The organism is Pseudomonadota bacterium (genome assembly GCA_039028935.1).
GTDB lineage: Bacteria > Pseudomonadota > Gammaproteobacteria > Steroidobacterales > SZUA-146 > SZUA-146.
In genome coordinates, this window is sequence record JBCCHD010000007.1 from 119,543 (window position 1) to 138,539 (window position 18,997).

General features: G+C 56.6%; 18 protein-coding genes. 6 read left to right on the forward strand and 12 right to left on the reverse strand.

The window, feature by feature from the left end:
* Nucleotides 1-13: 13 nt before the first annotated feature.
* The 8 genes from AAF465_05475 to dprA form a co-directional block, all read right to left on the reverse strand.
* Nucleotides 14-595 carry a peroxidase-related enzyme gene (locus tag AAF465_05475; protein ID MEM7082163.1) on the reverse strand — a complete coding sequence of 194 codons (582 nt, stop codon included), beginning with the start codon at nucleotides 593-595 and terminating at the stop codon, nucleotides 14-16.
* Between the two features lie 166 nt (nucleotides 596-761).
* Entirely contained in the window at nucleotides 762-1,187 is a 426-nt protein-coding gene (locus AAF465_05480) for a VOC family protein (GenBank protein MEM7082164.1), read from the reverse strand.
* Between the two features lie 18 nt (nucleotides 1,188-1,205).
* Nucleotides 1,206-2,123: an oxygen-dependent coproporphyrinogen oxidase gene (gene hemF, locus AAF465_05485; GenBank protein ID MEM7082165.1), complete on the reverse strand. Its 918-nt coding sequence runs from the start codon at nucleotides 2,121-2,123 to the stop codon at nucleotides 1,206-1,208.
* A 32-nt stretch (nucleotides 2,124-2,155) separates the two neighbouring features.
* Entirely contained in the window at nucleotides 2,156-2,284 is a 129-nt protein-coding gene (locus AAF465_05490; GenBank protein MEM7082166.1) for a hypothetical protein, read from the reverse strand.
* Between the two features lie 12 nt (nucleotides 2,285-2,296).
* Nucleotides 2,297-2,854 (reverse strand): L-threonylcarbamoyladenylate synthase, encoded by a 558-nt coding sequence (locus AAF465_05495; protein ID MEM7082167.1) that lies wholly within the window; start codon nucleotides 2,852-2,854, stop codon nucleotides 2,297-2,299.
* 137 nt (nucleotides 2,855-2,991) lie between these two features.
* On the reverse strand, nucleotides 2,992-5,499 hold the full coding sequence (locus AAF465_05500; GenBank protein MEM7082168.1) for a DNA topoisomerase I: 2,508 nt from the start codon (nucleotides 5,497-5,499) through the stop codon (nucleotides 2,992-2,994).
* Between the two features lie 381 nt (nucleotides 5,500-5,880).
* A complete protein-coding gene (locus AAF465_05505; protein ID MEM7082169.1) occupies nucleotides 5,881-6,354 on the reverse strand; it encodes a DUF494 domain-containing protein in 474 nt (157 codons plus the stop codon).
* The gene (dprA, locus tag AAF465_05510; protein MEM7082170.1) at nucleotides 6,351-7,484 is read right to left on the reverse strand and encodes a DNA-processing protein DprA; all 1,134 of its coding nucleotides are present in this window, start codon (nucleotides 7,482-7,484) and stop codon (nucleotides 6,351-6,353) included. The genes AAF465_05505 and dprA overlap by 4 nt, the downstream gene beginning before the upstream one ends.
* A gap of 678 nt (nucleotides 7,485-8,162) precedes the next feature.
* Between dprA and AAF465_05515 the strand changes: the two genes are divergently transcribed.
* A complete protein-coding gene (locus tag AAF465_05515; protein MEM7082171.1) occupies nucleotides 8,163-9,518 on the forward strand; it encodes a YiiX/YebB-like N1pC/P60 family cysteine hydrolase in 1,356 nt (451 codons plus the stop codon).
* Between the two features lie 116 nt (nucleotides 9,519-9,634).
* On the opposite strand, the gene AAF465_05520 is transcribed toward AAF465_05515, so the two are convergent.
* Nucleotides 9,635-10,888, reverse strand: coding sequence for a GGDEF domain-containing protein (locus AAF465_05520; GenBank protein ID MEM7082172.1), 1,254 nt, complete (start codon nucleotides 10,886-10,888; stop codon nucleotides 9,635-9,637).
* Between the two features lie 245 nt (nucleotides 10,889-11,133).
* Here AAF465_05520 and AAF465_05525 point away from each other — a divergent pair, with 245 nt between their 5' ends.
* Nucleotides 11,134-12,543, forward strand: a complete 1,410-nt coding sequence (locus AAF465_05525) for a hypothetical protein (protein ID MEM7082173.1) — start codon at nucleotides 11,134-11,136, stop codon at nucleotides 12,541-12,543.
* Here the strand turns inward: AAF465_05525 and AAF465_05530 are convergent.
* Nucleotides 12,540-13,826 (reverse strand): hypothetical protein, encoded by a 1,287-nt coding sequence (locus tag AAF465_05530; protein ID MEM7082174.1) that lies wholly within the window; start codon nucleotides 13,824-13,826, stop codon nucleotides 12,540-12,542. The genes AAF465_05525 and AAF465_05530 overlap by 4 nt on opposite strands.
* A 156-nt stretch (nucleotides 13,827-13,982) precedes the next feature.
* Between AAF465_05530 and AAF465_05535 the strand changes: the two genes are divergently transcribed.
* Both AAF465_05535 and AAF465_05540 read left to right on the forward strand, forming a co-directional pair.
* Nucleotides 13,983-14,483 carry a hypothetical protein gene (locus AAF465_05535; protein ID MEM7082175.1) on the forward strand — a complete coding sequence of 167 codons (501 nt, stop codon included), beginning with the start codon at nucleotides 13,983-13,985 and terminating at the stop codon, nucleotides 14,481-14,483.
* Between the two features lie 155 nt (nucleotides 14,484-14,638).
* Nucleotides 14,639-14,914 carry a hypothetical protein gene (locus AAF465_05540; protein MEM7082176.1) on the forward strand — a complete coding sequence of 92 codons (276 nt, stop codon included), beginning with the start codon at nucleotides 14,639-14,641 and terminating at the stop codon, nucleotides 14,912-14,914.
* A 134-nt stretch (nucleotides 14,915-15,048) separates the two neighbouring features.
* Here the strand turns inward: AAF465_05540 and AAF465_05545 are convergent, their stop codons facing one another.
* Nucleotides 15,049-16,053 (reverse strand): dihydroorotate dehydrogenase, encoded by a 1,005-nt coding sequence (locus tag AAF465_05545; GenBank protein MEM7082177.1) that lies wholly within the window; start codon nucleotides 16,051-16,053, stop codon nucleotides 15,049-15,051.
* Between the two features lie 270 nt (nucleotides 16,054-16,323).
* On the opposite strand from AAF465_05545, the gene AAF465_05550 reads away from it, so the two are divergent.
* Together AAF465_05550 and AAF465_05555 are read left to right on the forward strand one after the other, a co-directional pair.
* Complete coding sequence (locus tag AAF465_05550) at nucleotides 16,324-16,812, forward strand: tRNA (cytidine(34)-2'-O)-methyltransferase (protein MEM7082178.1); 489 nt, start codon at nucleotides 16,324-16,326, stop codon at nucleotides 16,810-16,812.
* A 236-nt stretch (nucleotides 16,813-17,048) separates the two neighbouring features.
* The gene (locus AAF465_05555) at nucleotides 17,049-17,378 is read left to right on the forward strand and encodes a YegP family protein (GenBank protein ID MEM7082179.1); all 330 of its coding nucleotides are present in this window, start codon (nucleotides 17,049-17,051) and stop codon (nucleotides 17,376-17,378) included.
* Nucleotides 17,379-17,460: 82 nt separating this feature from the next.
* Here AAF465_05555 and AAF465_05560 read toward each other — a convergent pair whose 3' ends face one another.
* A complete protein-coding gene (locus AAF465_05560; GenBank protein ID MEM7082180.1) occupies nucleotides 17,461-18,480 on the reverse strand; it encodes an integron integrase in 1,020 nt (339 codons plus the stop codon).
* Nucleotides 18,481-18,997 lie beyond the last annotated feature (517 nt).

The window sequence follows — 18,997 nt, forward strand, 5'->3', positions numbered from 1 at the left end:
GGTAAGAGTCGGGTCAGCGCTTCTTCTTTCGCTTGGGGTTTTGTTTGTAGCCGGTGATTTCATCTTCGCTAAATTCAACACCCAGTCCACACGCGATGCGATTAGAAAAGTTGAAATAAGCGGCGAGCATATTCACCTCCAAAATCTCCCGATCATCCAAGCCGGCGTCGCGCAAGCCCTGCACATCGTCTTGACCCATTTTGTCGGGTTGCTGAGTGAGTTTGGTGGCGTATCGCAACATAGTGGCTTGGCGGTCGCTCAACTCTAAAAACTGACGACCGGTCACAATTTGCTGCATGCGAGTGTTGTCTTTTTCATAGCTCGCCAGCGCGTCCGCCACATGGCTGACACTGTAGGCACAGTTGTTTGAGGCTGACACAACGAGTGCCACCATCTCGCGCTCTGCAGGCTCAAGCGTCGATTCGCCGTACATAAGACATTGGTAAAGCTCAAGATGATGATCGAGCGCCTCGGGGAACAGGCTCTGCGCTTTCATGATGTTGCTCACCTTGCCGCGCGACTCGCGAATCTTGGCATAGGCTTCGCATAACGGATCGTCTTTGTCAGGACGGTTGACGGTTTTGATCCAACTCATGCAATGGATCCTTCTTTTAGTGAGTAACGTTTCCGCCGCATTTCGACGTTACTGGGCCGAGCATTGGGTGTGGCGGTCTGAGCAAAACGGCCGGGCATAGTGACTTGGACCATCGTGGTGTCAGATCGGTTTCGACGTTGTCGGTTTGAACAAAGATGCGGCACGATCAATCTTGAGCAAAAATATAGGATGGGTCGTTAAAGGCTTTAAATTCCAATGCGTTACCGCATGGATCGTAAAAGAACAGGGTGGCCTGTTCGCCCACTTCACCCTTAAAGCGAATATGCGGTTCAATCACAAAATCGGTGTTAGCCGCCGTCAGTCGATCGGCCAGGGCTTGCCATTGAGGCATCGACAAAATCGCGCCGAAGTGTCGCACGGGCACGTCGTCGCCATCCACCGGATTGGTCGTCACCGTGTCGTGCGTGTCGACCAGGTGCGCGGTGATTTGATGGCCGAAAAAATTGAAATCAATCCATCGATCCGACTCTCGCCCGATCGGACACGCTAACGTGTCGTGATAGAAGCGCCGGGTTTTTTCAAGATCGTTTACTGGGAACGCCAAGTGAAAGGGGTGTTCGGGTGTGCTCATGTTATTTCCGAATGTGCCTTATGATTCGTGACGCCAATCTCGCGGCACGAGATAACGGGTGTACAGGGTTTCTTCAGCCGATCCCGGAGCCGGCGTATGGTTGTATTCAAAGCGCACTAGAGGCGGCATCGACATGAGAATCGATTCGGTGCGACCCCCCGACTGCAGACCAAACAGCGTGCCGCGATCGTAGACTAAATTAAATTCCACATAGCGGCCGCGACGGTAAAGCTGGAACGCGCGCTGTTCGTCAGTGTAGTCCAGCGTATGGCGGCGCGACACAATCGGCACGTAGGCTTTGACAAAGTGTTGGCCGACGCGCTCGATAAAGTCCAAACAGGTGTCGAAGTCTGGCGAATTGAGATCGTCAAAGAAAATGCCGCCGATGCCGCGCTGCTCGTTGCGATGCTTAATGTGAAAATAGTCGTCACACCAGGCTTTGTACTGCTCATAAGTGTCGTCGCCGAATGGTGCGCAGGCGGCGTGTGCCATGGTGTGCCAGTGCACAGCGTCGTCGTCGAAGCCGTAGTAGGGCGTAAGATCGAAGCCGCCCCCAAACCACCAGATGGGCTCGTCCTGGTCATTTTGTGCAATGAAGAAGCGCACGTTCATATGCGACGTGGGTACCAGGGGATTGCGCGGATGAATCACGACCGACACTCCCATCGCTTGGTATCGACGCCCGGCAAGCTGGGCATTGCGTTGTGTTGCGGTTGCCGGCATGGCGTCGCCGCGAATGTTGGAAAACAGCACGCCGGCTTTTTCGATGACATCGCCGTCGCTCATCACACGACTGTTGCCACCTCCGCCTTCCGGTCGTTGCCACACGTCCGATTCAAAGCGCACCGTCGGTTCGAATGTCTCCAGCGATTCGCAAATGTGCTGTTGAAGCGCAATCAGGCGTTGTTCGACGTCTTTTGGATCAATCCGGCTCATGCTTCACTCTTGGCGCTCATCAACGATTATGATCACGCGATTTGCTCGGCTTGTCGATAGTGCGTGAGCACGTGGCTGCGTTGTCCCACCGGTCCGGCAGTGAGCGGCGTGGAGCGTGTGATCGCCGCGGGCAGTGTGTGGTGCGGTGCGATTGCCGTCATGCTTCGGTCGCGCTAACTCTGCCGCAACACGCGGTCGGTGCGGCAATCGATGATTTGAGAGGGGTTCGCCGCGTCGCCCAGCTGGCCACCCATGATGTGATGGATGCCGGTCGGGAACTGTGCCCGCAACTGCAGACGGTTGAGCGCGGGCGGGCGTCCGCTCACATTGGCGCTGGTCGACACGACCACATCGCCAAAGGCGCGACACAGGCCCTGACACACTGGGTGGTCCGGTACGCGAACCGCTACCGTGTCGCGACCACCGGTAACCCAGTCATTGAGGCCCTGCGCCTCGACAATCCAGGTGGTGGGTCCGGGCCACGAACGGTGTAGTTTCTTGATCACTATATCGCTGGGTTTGGCCAGATACGGCATAACGGCGTCGATCGACGCACCAATGACAATCAGTCCGAGCGCAGGCGAGCGTTGTTTGAGTGTGAGCAGCGCCTTCAGCGCGTTCGGGTCATGGGGATTGCAACCCAGACCAAAAACCGCTTCGGTGGGGTAGGCCACAATGCCGCCGTCGCGCAGCACGTTGGCGGCAATCGAGTAATTAAAGTTCGAAGTCACGCCGGTGATCGAAGCAACGATCGTTTGACTGAACGGTGGCCGGACGACGCGCCGAACCCGACGATGTGTTGGGAGTCGGATCGCTCATCACCACCACAAACCGCTGCTGTAACACTGACTGCCGCATTGCGTGCAGGTTAGTCGGCGTCCTTACTCGCCGTTTTTTTCTTGGTCACCTTTTTTCGCGTGGTCTTTTTCTTAGTTGTTTTCTTTTTGGTCTTCTTCTTGGTCTTTTTCTTTTTGGTTTTTTTCTTCGCAACCTTCTTTTTACTCGTGGCTTTCTTCTTCGCGGCGGCTTTTTTCGTCACTTTCTTTTTCTTGCGGCCTCGGCGCACCGGCGCTTTTTCAAGCAGCTCGATGCATTCCTCGAGCGTCAGATCCTTGGGTTCGGTGTCCTTCGGTACGCGCGCGTTCTTCTCTTTATTGGTGATGTACGGCCCGTAACGACCATTCAAAATTTGAATGCCGTTTTCGCCCTCGTCTGGCCACTCTTTAATAAGGCGGTTCGCGTCTTCGATCTTCTTGATCTCGATGAGCTCAATGGCGCGCTCGAGCGTGATGCTGTACGGATCGTCGGCTGGCCCTTCGTCGTCTTTTTTCTTGCGGATCGAAACATACTTGCTGCCGTACTTTACATACGGGCCGAACGGTCCGATGCTGGTCGACACAGGTTCACCCTCGGCGGTCTCCGCGAGTTTACGCGGCAGCTTGAAGAGCGCCAGCGCTTCGTCGAGCTGCACGCTGTCCATTTTCAGCCCTTCGCGCAGTCCGGCAAACTTGGGTTTGTCCTCGTCGTCGCGCGTGCCGATTTGCACAAAAGGTCCATAGCGACCCATGCGTACACTGACCGGCTTACCGCTTTTTGGATCAGTGCCCAAAATGCGTGCCTGTACAGCCTCGTCACGGCTTACCGACACTTCTTTGTCTTCGACAAGCTCCTCGAACGGCTTCCAAAAACCATCCAGTAGAGGCACCCAGTCTTTTTCACCGCGCGACACCGCATCGAGGTCGTCTTCAAGACTCGCCGTGAAGCCATAGTCGACATAGCGGGTGAAGTGAGCGGTGAGAAAGGTGTTCACGATCTTGCCAACGTCGGTGGGAATGAAGCGGCGTTTGTCCATTTCTACGTATTCCCGCTTTTGCAGCGTGCCGATGATGCTGGCATACGTCGACGGACGTCCAATGCCGTACTCTTCGAGTGTTTTAACCAGGCTCGCTTCGGAGAATCGCGGCGGCGGTTCAGTGAAATGTTGTTCGGGGCGAATCGCCAACAGATCGATCACCTCCGCTTCTTTTAGCGGCGGTAAAATTTTGTCATCGTCCGTTTCGTGGCCTTTGTCACTTTGGTAAACGCGCAAAAAGCCGGGTTCGACCAGTACCGAGCCATTGGCGCGCAGGCACGAGGTCGACTCGCCGTTTTCGCCTGGGGCAAGATCGGCCGCCACGGTGTCGAACACCGCGGGGACCATTTGGCTCGCCATGGTGCGTTTCCAAATGAGGTCATAAAGCTTGAATTGATCGGGTTCTAGCGAGCCTTTGATTTCAGATGGTATGCGCGCGGCCGACGTGACACGCACCGCTTCGTGCGCCTCTTGTGCATTCTTAGCCTTGGTCTTGTAGACGTTGGGCGACTCAGGCACGTAGTCGGCGCCGTACTTTTGGTCAATGACCTGGCGCAGTTCGTTGATGGCGTCCTGCGACAAGGTGACCGAGTCGGTACGCATGTAGGTGATCAGGCCCACTTCGCCTTCGCCAACGTCAATGCCCTCATAGAGTTTCTGCGCAGTGCGCATGGTGCGCTGAGCGGTGAAGCCCAGTTTGCGCGATGCCTCTTGCTGCAGCGTTGATGTGGTGAACGGCGCAACCGGGCTGCGACGGCGTTTTTTCTTGTCGATCTTGACGACGAAGAGCTTGCCTTTAGCTTCGGCATTCAGCGTCTTCTCTACAGCAAAGGCCGCGTCTTCATTTTCGAAGCTGAATTGCTGCACTTTTTCGCCCTGATATTGGATCAGGCGGGTGACAAATTGTTTCGCGTCTTTCTTAACATCGCCCTCGACGCTCCAGTATTCACGGGGTTTAAACGCGTCGATTTCTTTTTCGCGTTCGCAAATCAGGCGCAGTGCAGGGCTTTGCACGCGACCGGCAGACAGGCCGCGACGAATTTTCTTCCACAGCAGTGGCGACAGATTAAAGCCAACCAGATAGTCGAGTGCTCGGCGTGCTTGCTGCGCGTTAATTAACTCACTGGAGAGCTCGCCGGGATGATCGATGGCGTGACGCACGGCCGTTTTAGTGATCTCGTGGAAAACGACGCGGAAAATGCCTTTGTCGTTGAGTTTGCCGCGCTCCTTGAGCAGTTCAACCAGATGCCACGAGATCGCTTCCCCTTCGCGGTCGGGGTCAGTGGCCAGATAGAGTGTGTCGGCCTTCTTCAGGGCTTTTTCAATCGCTTCAACGTGTTTTTCATTACGCTCGATGATCTGATACTTCATGGCGTAGTTGCTGTCCGGATCGACCGCGCCCTCTTTTGGAATGAGGTCACGCACGTGCCCGTAAGAGGCGAGAACCTCGAAGCCTCGGCCCAGATACTTTTTAATGGTTTTGGCTTTAGCGGGTGATTCCACTATGACGAGACTATTGCTCATTTCGTTCTTCATCCGTCCGGCTCGTCATCGCGTGTGATGGTGCCGTGCTTGCGATTGATCATCGTCAAAACGCTGTGATCGGGCGGGCGCTTTTGATCGATACTATTAAATATGTTGCGAAATGGGCTGGGGCCCGAGACGCGGTTAGAGAACATAATGGAATTTTGAAGTCCGATCAATTCATCGGTTGATCGAGCGCATGGTCGCCGGTTTGTGGGACGGCACCCAGCGTGTAGTGGGCGGCCACACGCCGTCAGTCCGCCTTGCTGGACGGATATGGCTGAAAACGCTGTGTTTATAATGTGTGGCACCGAGCGGGTGGCTGGCGGTTGGGTGCGCTCAGTGCTCGGCGCAATGAGACTGAGTCAGTTCGCGATGGCGCTAGTGAACGACGCCAACTTTTTCCTCAAATACAAGGTCTTCCATCCGAGCGTACGCGTCTTCTTGTCCGGGTTGCGTGAACAGCACCATGAGCACCACCCATTTGATGTCGTCGAGGTCGATGTCACGTTCGCCGAGCGCCAAAATGCGGTCGAGCACGCGCTCGCGCTGTGTGGTGTTGAGAATGCCAATCTGTTCGAGGTAGACGATGTAGCCGCGGCACTCCACATCGATGCGCTGGCATTCGCGGCCATTGAAGATGCGCATGGAACTGGCCGGCGCGGAGTAGTCGCTGTCGTTGTGAAAATCGCCCAGGTCGTCGAGCCACTCTAGGGCATGCGTGATCACCCGATTGTTGAAACCCGCCAGCTCCAGTTCGCTACGCAACACGTTACGATCAGGCTCTGGCTCGATGTCTTCCCCAATGTACGTTTCAAACAGGTACATCAACACATCTAAAACCGACTCTTTCATTTATTCTCCTTCTTATAGGCGCGCACGTAGCGGCCCCCATCGGTTGTTTCGACAAAACCCTGTAGGTCCAGAATCAGGAGCATGGATGAAACCGCATCCGCCGTCAAACCGGTGCGTGAGCATAGCTGGTCGATGGTGCTCGGTTCATGCCCAAGACTATGTAAAAGTTGTTTTTGCTCCTCATCTAAAGAGGGTGCGTTTTGGCTGTTTGGCGACATCGCGGTCTTTGATGCATCAATATTATCGTCAAGTGCACGATGGGTGAGGGGCCGGAGTTCCTGCAGAACATCGTCACCGGATTCGACCAGTTTTGCGCCCTGTTTGATCAGCCGATGACAACCGCGAGCCATGGGATTGTGGATGGATCCGGGTAAGGCAAAGATCTCGCGCCCCTGCTCGCCGGCGTAGCGGGCAGTGATAAGCGAGCCACTTTTGTGGGCGGCTTCGACCACCAACACACCGACAGACAAGCCGCTGATGAGGCGGTTGCGTTGCGGAAAATTCCCTTTATGCGGAACGGTTTGAGTCGAATACTCACTCACCAGCGCACCGCGTTCGGCGATCTCTGCCGCGAGGCGGATATGACCGCGTGGGTAGACGTCGTCGAGTCCGGTTCCGCACACGGCCACAGTGAGGCCCGATGAGGCCAGTGCGCCACGATGACTCGCGGCATCGATGCCGCGCGCCAAGCCGCTGGTGACGGCGAAGCCGGCTTCGCAGAGAAAATGGGCAAACGCCGCCGCGTTTTCCTCACCTTGCCGGGTGGGTCGACGACTGCCGACCATGGCCACCTGAGGGTGACTCAGCACCTCGGGGGCACCGACAACGAACAGCCCGAGCGGCGGATCCGGAATGCGCGACAACAGCGCCGGATACTGCGCGCTGCCGTGCGGCACAAAATAGCGATTTGCGCCGCTCAGCCAGGCCAGGTCTGAGGCGATTAGGGCTTCATCGGGTTGTATCAATGCGCTCGCGACCTCGGACGACACACCCAGATCGGTGAGGGTGCCGCGATCAGCGGCGAGCACGGCGTCCGCACTGCCCAGCGTGTGCACGAGCTCCAGCGCGGCCGATCGCGACAGGCCGCGGGTGTGTTTGAGAAAAAGCCAGGAACGAAAATCAGAAGACACAATTAATCTGCCAGTTGTGCTATCGCACCTGCATTGTGTGGCGGGCCTGGGGCGAACACAAGCTGCAAATATCGGCGAAACGACCAGTTGCCGATCGGGCATTCTGTGCGGCGCCGTTGTGTCGAACGCGTGATTTTTGCGTGGTGTTTTTGGGCGAGGGCGTTTTGCTCGCCGTTGGCGTTCTACACTCTGTGTTCTAGGCTCTACAGTCTAACGTCCAACATCTAACGTCCAACGCCCAACGTTCTCGGTGCTCTGTTCTTAAGTTCTGGCTGCTGACTCCTAAGCCACAAGTCCTGACGTCGTATTGGCGACTCCGAAGCCCAAACCCAAACCCAAACCCTAAGCCCTGACGTCTGACTGCTGACTGCTTAATCCCAAAACCTAAACCTAAATCTCGAACTTCAACCCTCATACCTCAAACCCTGAGCCCTTTGTCCTAACGCCTTACTGAAGACGCCTAATTCCTGCGCAACAAGTCCTAAGTTCTAAGCCCTCAGTCTTGCGTCGGACGTCTTGCGCCCTGTGCCTGTTGACACCAGCGCGTGTGCATCGGTTCTTACAGGTCGTGATGAACTGATAGAATGGCCGCGTCAGCGCGATGAAGCCGGTCGTGCACAACATCCCGAACACAAGCGTTAGCCCAATTGACTCAATGACCAAACGGACACAACACGTATGCCGCATCCACAGCATGTAAATACGCTGTTGGCCTTGTGTGATGCGGTGCCGGCCCTGGTGGCGGACGCGCTGCCTGCTGACGCGCGCGCCGCGGCCATGGCACGCGGCGCGCTGAGTCCAGAAGAAGACGAACGGGTGGGCTACTGGTTTTCGCGCTTTCTCACGCTGCGAGAGGACCTTTGGGAATTGCTGGACGAGATGGACGAAGAGGTGCCAGTGCCGCTTAAGCAAATCGAGCAGCACGCGCACTGGCGATCGTTTGTGGTGGGCTTTGCTGCCGCGTGTTTGCTGGTTCGGCTGGATCGGTTTTTGGTGTTCGAATTTGCCGTGCACGGTCAGATGCAGCGTAAACTCAACGAGGCGTTTCCCGAATATCGCATCGAACGAAAACGATTTAGCCACATTTATTCTGCTTACTCTGATCCCGCGACTATGTTTCGGCTGTATGAGGCCGTGCGCTTTTTGCATCGGCACGACCGGTATCGGCAGGCGCTCAAACGCGACGCGCTGGTGGCACCGGTGGTCGAACGTCTGGTCGAGCTTGAGGCCTATCTCAACATCAGTAAGCGCTCGTATCTGAAACGCTTGATTCAGTTTCTTTCCCACAAATGGCGTCGTCGCGGTGCTTCCGCTCGTGATCAAACCATGTTTGCGATGTTCGAGGCGGGTGGCCGCATGGCGGCCAAGATGAATCCGGGGCGAACCAAACTCGTGACGCCCGACGTGCTGACAGACGTGCAGCGAGTGCTGCAGCCTGGCGACGTATTGATCACTCGACATCGCTACGCGCTTACCAATTTTTTCCTTCCTGGCACCTGGCCGCACGCGGCGCTTTACGTGGGTACGCCGGCGCAACGGGACGCGCTTGGCGTGCGACTTGCCCCGCCCATCGAACATCGGTGGCGCGGCGATAAGTGCACGCTCGAAGCACTGCGCGATGGCGTGTTGTTTCGCCCGCTTGCCAGCACCTTGCGTGTTGACGCATTCGTGGTGGTGCGACCGATGCTTTCATCGAACGGCTTGCGGCAGGCCATTGAGCGCGTGGTGATGCATGAGGGCAAGCTCTACAAATTCGATTTTGATTTCTTTACCTCCGATCGGCTCGTGTGTACCGAAGTGATTTATCGAGCCTACGATGGCATTGAGTCACTGCAGCTGCCCCTCATCGAGCGGGCAGGACGCCACACGCTAACTGCCGAGGATATTCTCGATCTTGCGCTCGATACAGCGATGTTTGAGATTGTGGCGACGTTTGGTTATCCGCATGAGACCCCCGAATTTTGCTATGACGACGACGCGCGAGCGCGGGTTGCCAAAAGCTATCGAACGGCATCGGATGAGGGCGTGTCGTGACGGCCTCGGTTGTGGGCGCAGGTCGATTCGCACGCGTCACGGGTTTTTTCGGTGATGACACCTACCACCATCGGGTGGAATGGCCGGTGGCAGTGATCAAGTTTGATGATCGCTGATTAAGCGACAACGCGGTTGCGGCCCAGGTTTTTTGCGGCATAGAGGCGTTCATCCGCCTCGCGTAGAATGGATTTGCGCTTGCTGTTCACGTCGATTTGAGCGATGCCGAAGCTCAGCGTGAGGTCGATGCCGGGTGCGATCTCCGTCCAGTCATAGGCTTCGATCAGTTCGCGCAGTTTCTCGCACACCGCGTGGGCGTCATTGGTACTCGAACGCGGGAAGCACAGCAAAAATTCTTCGCCACCATAACGCGCGATGGTGTCGGTGCTGCGGACATTGTCGGACATAAGCTCGGCCACTTTTTGCAACACCCGGTCGCCGATTTCGTGAGAGTAGCTATCGTTGATGCGTTTAAAGTGATCGACGTCGGCGAGTGCCACCGTAAATTGTTTGTGGCCCTTCACCGAGGCTTCAATTTCCGCTTCCAGGTAGTCGTCCGCGTAACGCCGGTTGTAGAGCCCGGTGAGCTTGTCGTGTGTGGCTTTAAGCTCGAGCTCGCGTGTTTTTTCTTCGAGCGCGCGAGTACGCTCAGCGACCAACACCGTCAGGCGATTGCGCATGACCGCGAACCGACGGAGCATAAACATGCCAACCGTGAGTACCGCGAGAGTGAGCGCAAAGAGGCCGGGTTGGCCCACTTGATACGTGACCGCCACCAACACACCAATGAAGCCTGCCGTGAATTCGACGCCATTATTAAACAGGCTGATGTAATTTCGCGCCGTGCCGGTGCGGGCCAGCATGTAAATCGACATGCCGAACTCGTTGACGATCTGCATCACCAGCATTGCGCCGATCACCTTGAGTAGGCTCGCCCAAGTGATGGTGTCGAGCGGCACCGCGCCGCTGGCAAACGTGTAAAACACCCCGCCGCTGAGCACCACCCAAATCATCAGGCCGCAGTTGTGCAGGCAGGCGAGTATGACATCGACCGCGCTGATGCCTTTGGCGACACGATGAATGGGATACACAAACGAGGCGGCGGCGGATACCGATGCGGCAACAAACGGGCCAAACACAAGCAGCGAGGCAACCTGGCCCACCCGGTCAAAGGAAACATGTCCCGAGCTTGGGTGTGGATAGCCCACAGCAATGCTAAACACGCACAACACAAACACGACCAGCAGCGTGAGCGGCGAGATCTCAATGGCGGGCGGTAAGTTGACCCAGGCCAGATACAGCGCGCCCAACCCGCTCACAAACAGAGCGAGGCTGTAATAGGGGTAGGTTTTGCGAAAGGGCGACGTGGTCACAGGGCGCTCACAGCGGTTTTGAACAATTTACCCGAAATAGCGCCAAAACTCATAGACGACGTCACATTTGTGGCGATCGAGCGCAGTGTGGTGCGGTTTGACGGTGGAACTTATTCTCATTCCGGCCGGTCGTTGAGGTACGGTGAGTGAAAACGTGGCTTGGCCGAGTTTTTGTATCTGGCGGACCGATTAGAGTGCTCGATAGAGTGGCTCAGCGCTAACGAAAAAAGACAAACGGATTCGATTTGAAAGCACTTCTGATATTGCTGGTTGCGTCTTGCCTGCCCATGGCCTTGGCGCATGATTATGTGGTGACGGTGAGCGACGATGGGCAGCGACTGGCGGTGCGGGCAGAGCTTGCGTCACCGGCGCGAATTGAAGTGGCCACCAGTCGCGGTGCACGTCAACTTCGGCAGATTCGACGCTGTGACAGCGACGAGTCGCTGAGTGTGCGTCGCGGCCGCGTTCGTACCCCTGAACACTGCGTGTCGTATTCTGTGGAATTGTCGAACAGCGCCAGCAGCGCACGCGTGCGGGCGCGATACGCGTCGGTGCGCGATATCGTGATGAGCCCGCATCTGTGGCTGCTGCTGCCCGATGACGATCGCACCCGTATCCGCGTGTCGTTTGTGCTGCCACCGGGCATAAATGTGTCGGTACCCTGGGATCCCGTGCCGGCTCGTTCGCGCGACGCGTTGAGCGTGGCGGTGCCGGATACGTCACGCATCGAGTCCTATGAGTTTTATAACCGCCAGATTAGCTCAAACGCGGTGAGCGTAATCGGCCGATTTGAACACGACACGATTGCGGTGCCTGGCGGTGAGTTGCGCGTGGCGTTTTTGCGCACACGTCATCCGCCCGCTACGGCCAAGCTCAAACGCTGGCTGTCAGATGCTGCGCGCAACGTGAGCCGATCGCACGGCAAATTTCCGATGCGTTCCACGCAGGTGGTGGTGGTGCCGGTAAATGATCGAGCGGCCGAGCCTGTGCCGTTTGGTCACGTGATTCGAAATGGCGGCGAGGCCGTACAGTTTTTCGTTGACACAGCGTGGAACCTCGATGCGTTTTTGGGCGATTGGACTGCAACCCACGAGTTCAGTCATTTGTTAATGCCCTATGTGCGCGATCGATGGGTGTCTGAAGGCTTTGCGTCGTATTACCAGAACGTGTTGATGGCGCGCGGCGGCGTATACACACCCGAGATGGCGTGGCGCAAATTGCACGAGGGATTTGGGCGGGGCCGGCTATCCGCCCCCGGTCTATCACCCCGCAGCGCGTCCATGCGCAACGGCGGGCTCATGAAGATGTATTGGAGTGGTGCCGCATTAGCGCTCATCGGGGATGTGCGTCTTCGCGAACTCACTAACGGCGAGCAGACCCTCGACGAGCTGATGCGACATATGCGGTTATGTTGTTTGCCGTCGCGCAAAGCGTATAGCGATCGAGAGTTTTTTACGTTGCTCGATAGTAAGACCGAGCATACTGTCTTCACCGATCTGTATCGCACCTATGCGAACGCGGCGGGTTTCCCGGATGTGGGCGCGGTGTTTACGCGCCTAGGTATCCGCACCGGCGCGCGACTTGAGCTGGTTGACGCGGAATTGTCGGCGATGCGCGATGCGATGATGGAATCGGTAGAGGCCAACGATCGCTAACGCTTTCGGTCAGCGGGTGGCGTTGCTGCGTTCGAGGGCGAGCCTTGTTGCAACTCATGCAGTGCCTGAATCAGCGACTGCAATCGCGCATCGTCGCGACGCACGCCCAGCTTATGAAGCTGAACAAGACTGCTTTTTAGTAATGGCGCCGAGCCGAGTTTTTCCGACGCATTTCGCGCGACCATAAATAACGCGTAGGTCGCTTCGGGGAATTCCGGATGACGTGCACCGATGTCCTGCATCAGCAGCGCGGCGAGTTTGAATTGTCCCGTGCGAGTGGCGAGCTGACCCAGCGCGAACGCAGTGTGTGCGTCGGTCAGTCGAAACGCCGGCTCGGTGGTGATCGACCAGCGCGCCACATCGAGCGCGGTGTCGAGTTGTCCCTCTTTGACCAACCATGCGCACAATGGCTGGGCAAAGCGTAGCGCGGTGAGTGGATCGGGCCACACGCGCAGCGCGTTTTGCGCGGCCATACGACGGTCTGCGCTCGTGCCGTTGCGTTCGTGGTAGCGCCACAGCTCCAACGCGCTTTCCTGGCTCGATAGGCGGGCTGTTTGTTGCGCCACTTGGAGCGCGTCGCCGTCGCGGATCCGCGCGTCTCGCTCAATGTCGCGATCACGGCGCTCTTGCGGCGATTCAACATTGAGTCCGAGTTCGTGGCGCGAGGCGAACACCAGCATGCCCACCGCGCAACTGAGCAAGAAAATCGCGTAGACCGACGCGAACGTGCTGATCACTAGACCGCCGACTAAGCCCGCGACGAGTGACGACACCAGATAGCCCAGAATCACAATGGCGCAAACGCCTAAGTAGCGCCATCCGATGGCTAAAATGATGCGCGAAATGGCCACCGGATTGAGCGCAGATTGGAGCGAGTTTTCGAGCACCGACGCGGCGAGCATGGCCGGGAGCATCAGCACCACCAGGAGGGTGTAAACCGCAACTGCCCCGTCGCCCAAACGGTACTCGACCGCGGCACCCAAAAGCGTCAGGATGATCAGCGTGGCGTAGAAGCCCATCGCCCCGAAGTTGTGGAACAGATTAAAATCGTGCGGGCTCAAGGGCGGTATGTCGGTTTGCCCATGGGCCAGTTTTTCGACGATGATCTGGGCGTACCGGACCGTGGCGACAACCACCAGGGCTTTGAGCAATAGGCCAAGTAGCCAGCCCATGGTGGCAATGACATACAGTGCACTGATGCCCAATGCGTTGACGAGCAGGGTGCCGCGAAGCGGCATCAGCAGTAAATCGGTGTAGCGGAAGGTGTCGGGGGTGACTTTCATGCCGGGCTATCACGTGGGAATGACCGGCTACACCCTACCATTTGCACGAAGCGGTTGGCATGGGCTTGCGGCGGATCGGATAGAGGCGACACGGCGTCTGCCGTATCGGTGCTTGAGCATGTTCAGACACGGCATGATGACGTATGAGCGGTGAGGATGACACGGAGAAACTACCAACTTGCAGAATATGTGTTTCTGCTGCCGCAATTATTAGCGGTGAGTCCGCTGGTGGCGGTGTTTTTGCATATGCGCCGCTATGGTGAGGCGGCGGACTTTGTCTACAGCTTTCGGCTTATCACACTGACCTATCTGCTTATGATGACCGCTGTTGTGCTGTTTATCTGGCGCCCTAGTCTGCGTCAATCCTTGTCATTTCGACGCAATCTTACCCGCGTGACGTGTGTGGGCATGCTCGCGCTTCTGCCTATTCCACTTGCCACCCAAGTGCTCAGCAAATACGACACCGTATCGGTGCAGCTGTTCAGCGCACTGGAGGCGGGCCTGGCGTCGGTTGCGCTTTTGTGTTGCGTCGGCGCTAATCTCAGCTGCCTGGTCAGCCGCTTTCGCGAGCTGCCGACCGTGCGGTTTTATCGGTTCGACTATTTGTCCATTGTGGTTCAGGTGGCACTACTGGGCTTGCTCATCAAATGGTGGTAAACACGCTGCCGACCACGCGGTGTGTGAGCGCGGGATGGCAAGTTGTGGGCTATGCGTAAACAGCGAATCGGGTAGGACTGTTTTTGGTGCGGCCTTTTCGCATTGGCGACGCGAACGGCGTTGCAACGACGGTTGCTCGCCGGGATAATCAACGCATGCACAATGATTCCGAACGCCTGCTCGTAACCGTGCAACACTTACGCCGGTATCTGGCGCGTGATCGACACGCGTGTGGTTCCTTTGACGAGGTGTGTGAGCAGTGGCTACCGCGAGAGCTTTTTCCGCCAGAGCCTGGACTCGTGCAACAAGCGCTCAATGTGCTCGCCAACGCCGGAGAGGTGGTGGTGACGCACGAGGATGACAGGATTCGGTATGCGTCGCGCGAGCACGTGCTGTCCTCACGCCCACCCATAGTGATACGAAGCGGTTAACGGGCGCCGATCGGACCTGTTCGTTTCGCGTTTACGTGATCGCTCGCACGCCAACGACGTGCCGCCACCGGCACGCTCACCTTTTGCGATCGGGTCGGTGCCGCCGGTCAGACTCGCAGGCCCACGCGGTTTGTTCAGTCGTCGACGTATTCGGTTTGATTGGGTGCGTTGGACGCGGCAGGCAGCTCGAGCGAGCCGATCAGATCGGTGAGTGCGTTGAGGTTGTGTTGGGTGAGATAGTCGCTGATGCCTTGATTGATCTTGCGGCATACCAGCGGGTCATAAAACAGCGACGTACCCACACCCACCGTAGACGCGCCCGCAATCAAAAATTCGAGGGCGTCGTTGGGGGTGGTGATGCCGCCTTGGCCAATAATGGGAATATTGTGGGCTTTGGCAACTTGGTAGACCTGATGCACTTTGAGTAGGGCGATGGGCTTGATGGCGGGGCCAGACAGCCCGCCCTGTACATTGCCAATAATCGGTTTGCGAGCGGTTGTGTCGATGGCCATGCCCATCACCGTGTTGATGACCGCCAAGGCGTCGGAGCCGGCGTCGATGCAGCGACGGGCATTTTCTTGAATGTCGGTTTGATTGGGCGACAGTTTGGTGATGATCGGTTTGCTAGTGACCGCGCGACAGGCTTCGACCACACGCGCCGACATATCGGGATTGTTGCCAAACGCCACGCCGCCTTCTTTTATGTTCGGGCACGAGATGTTGATTTCGAGACCATCGATCGGCGAGTCGTCGAACACCTCGCAGACCTTGGCGTAGTCTTCGACGGTTGAGCCACACACATTGGCCAAAAAGCGGGTCTCACCGAAATCGAGCGACGGCAGAATGCGGTCGACCACAGCGTGGACGCCGGGGTTTTGCAGTCCGATCGCGTTGAGCATACCCATCGGTGTTTCGGCGACACGGTGTGGCACATTGCCAAGCCGTGGCTCGAAGGTGGTGCCTTTGAGCGCAATGGCGCCCACATGGCGATTGGAAAACCCCTCTACGCGCGTGTATTCCTCACCGAATCCGACGCATCCGGACAGCAACACAATCGGGCTGTCGAGTGACAGGCCGCAAAACGTGCTGGCGAGGTTTGCAGGGGGGAGATCGGGGGGCGTGATGGTCAGGTCACTCATAGGCGCACACTTCAACGGCTGGCGGGGGAATAGTCAAGTGTTTTGTGTGTGGGCGGCGCGTGCCGAGCATGGGCGTGCGGGATGCGTATGGCCAGCACCGAAAGTCGGGCGGTCGTGTGTGAGGCGAAGGGTGTTGATCTCATGAGGCACGGGATCACGTCTTGTTTGCCTATGGGGCGCTCGAAACGAGGGAGCGGGGTGCGAATGCGTTCCGACAGCGGCGAAAAATAGGCGCATAATGCGGGGCATGAACGCAACGTGCAGGCGATGATGAACGCTCCTACCGCTCCGTGGCTGAATGTGGTGCTCTATGAGCCCGAAATTCCGCCCAATACCGGCAACATTATACGCCTGTGCGCCAATACCGGGTGCGCGCTGCATTTGGTGGAACCACTGGGCTTTACGCTCGACGAAAAGCGATTACGGCGGGCCGGTTTGGACTATGGTGAGTTTGCCGATGTGGCCGTGCACGACTCACTCGATACGGCCTTGTCCGCGCTTGGGTGCACACAGGACTCCACGCGCGTGTTTGCGTTGACCACCAAGGGTTCGCGTCGCTACACCGATGTGGCGTTTCAGCCTGGCGACGTTGTGGTGTTTGGCCCCGAAACTCGCGGCCTACCCGACGCCGTGCTCGCCCGAGCGGGCGACTCGCGTTGTGTCACGCTGCCCATGCGGCCTCAGAGCCGCAGCCTCAATCTCTCTAACGCCGTCGCGGTGGTGGTCTACGAGGCCTGGCGACAGCATGGGTTTGAGTGAGCGGACTCGCTCTTCTGGTGCAATGCAATGAGGTGGCACGAGCACTGTGCGCAATGTCTGCCCCGCCGTAACGTTGAGCCGGTGTCGGTCGGTAGGCCGACCGATCCAGTCGGAGCACGACGCATGGCAGATCACGCACAATGTTACAGCTTGATAAATTCTGTGGGGTTCGCTGAACATCCGTTCAAAAAGATGTAAACTCCCCGATATTCCACACAGGCGTAGAGGAGATCGACGTGGCAGGTAAATTTGAAGTCTACAAAGACAAAGCGGGTGAGCATCGTTTTCGTTTGAAAGCGGGCAACGGCGAAAACATTCTGGCCAGCGAAGGCTACAAATCCAAATCGAGCTGCATGAACGGCATTGCGTCGGTCAAGAAGAACTGCCTCGACGACAACTGCTTCGTGGTCGACACCACCAAAGCCGGCAAGCATAAATTCAACCTCAAGGCCATGAACCATCAGGTAATCGGCACCAGCCAGTCGTATGACAGCGAAGCCTCTTGCCGCAAGGGTATTCAGAGCGTGCGTCGCAACGCACCTGATGCCAAAATTGTTGAGGTGTAGCGCACGCACGCCCAACTTTAACGCACAGCAAATCACCATCGGCACAACAGTGTCGGTGGTTTTTTGTTTTTGGGGCTCCGTTTTACGCGTCGTTTGTGACGAGCGGCCGATGGGGTGACGACATCGGAGACGGTGCATCCAGCCAATCAAGTGGACTGCGCACCGCTAAGCCGCCGCGTTTGACGATGTGGGTGTAAATCATGGTGGTTTGCACATTGGCGTGACCGAGTTGCTCCTGAATGGTTCGAATATCGGCGCCGCCTTCGAGTAGATGGGTGGCGAACGAATGTCGCAGCGTATGACAGCTGGCGAGCGGGTTGACCTCGGCGCGGCCGATGGCGTACTTCAACGCCTTTTGAATGGAGCTGGCATGCACATGGTGGCGTCGTGTGACGCGATCACGCTTATCGTAGCTTTGCAGTCGAGCCGCAAACACATACTGCCATTGCCAGGTAGTGGGTGCATTGGGGTACTTGCGCTTAAGCGCGTATGGTAAATACACCGAGTGTTGATTACGTTGCTTGTCTAAATCAAACACCGCTCGGCGTTGAGCCAGATGCGCGCGCAGTGGTTCGCGCAGTCGGTCGGGCAATGTCACAACGCGATCCTTGTGCCCTTTACCTTGCCGTACGACTAAACAACGCCGGCCAAAGTCGATGTCTTTCACGCGCAGTCGCAAACACTCCATCAGCCGCAAACCCGAGCCATACAATATACTCGCCACGAGCCACGAAACACCATCGAGCTCGTTGAGTACCTTTCGAACCTCATTGATTGTCAGCACCAGCGGAACTCGCTTACGCTCCTTAGCGCGGACCGCCTCCAACTCTTCCGACAGCGGTTTCTCAAGCACATGCCGGTATAAAAACACCAGCGCGCTATAGGCTTGCTTCTGTGTCGAGGGTGCGACCTTCTTATCCACCGCTAAGTGCGTTAGAAAGCCAACCACTTCGGAGTCGCCCATGTCTTTTGGGTGCTGCATGTTATGAAAGCGAATAAATTTCTCTATCCAAAACACATACGCTTTCTCCGTGCTGCGCGCATAGTGCCGCACTCGCACCGCTTCGCGAACAGATTGTAAAAATGGGGATCCACTGCTCATGACGGCTCCTTGTCATGCTATTTTGGCGGTATAACGATTAATGGATTCAGTTGGCGTTCCGTAACCCTATGTGCATTCAACCGCTTATTGGCTAATCTACCTATTCGTCAAAGATCAACGCGAATAATTCTTTGAAACAATGAGAATTATTTGTAAACGTTATTAAGAACAAGGATCTACTATCCCACTTAATAAACGAATCTTCAATTCGACTTTCTAGGTTATTTTCAGGTATTTTGTTTATCGACGTGCGACACGGAGTCCCAGCAGTGAATTCGATTATTTCGTTCACCCCGAACTTTTCTCTCAGAATTACTACAGTGAATTGTAGTTATATGTTCAGGAAGCGAATTAAGTGACTTGGAACTACCGTCTAATTAAAACCGAGGAAGGGTATTCGGTGTTTGAAGTTTACTATGACGAGTCGTGTTCCATTTAAGGTTGGACAGAAAAGCCAATTTTGAATTTCTTTTGTGAGAAACCAGACGATGTTCTTTATGAGTTGGACGTTTTAAAG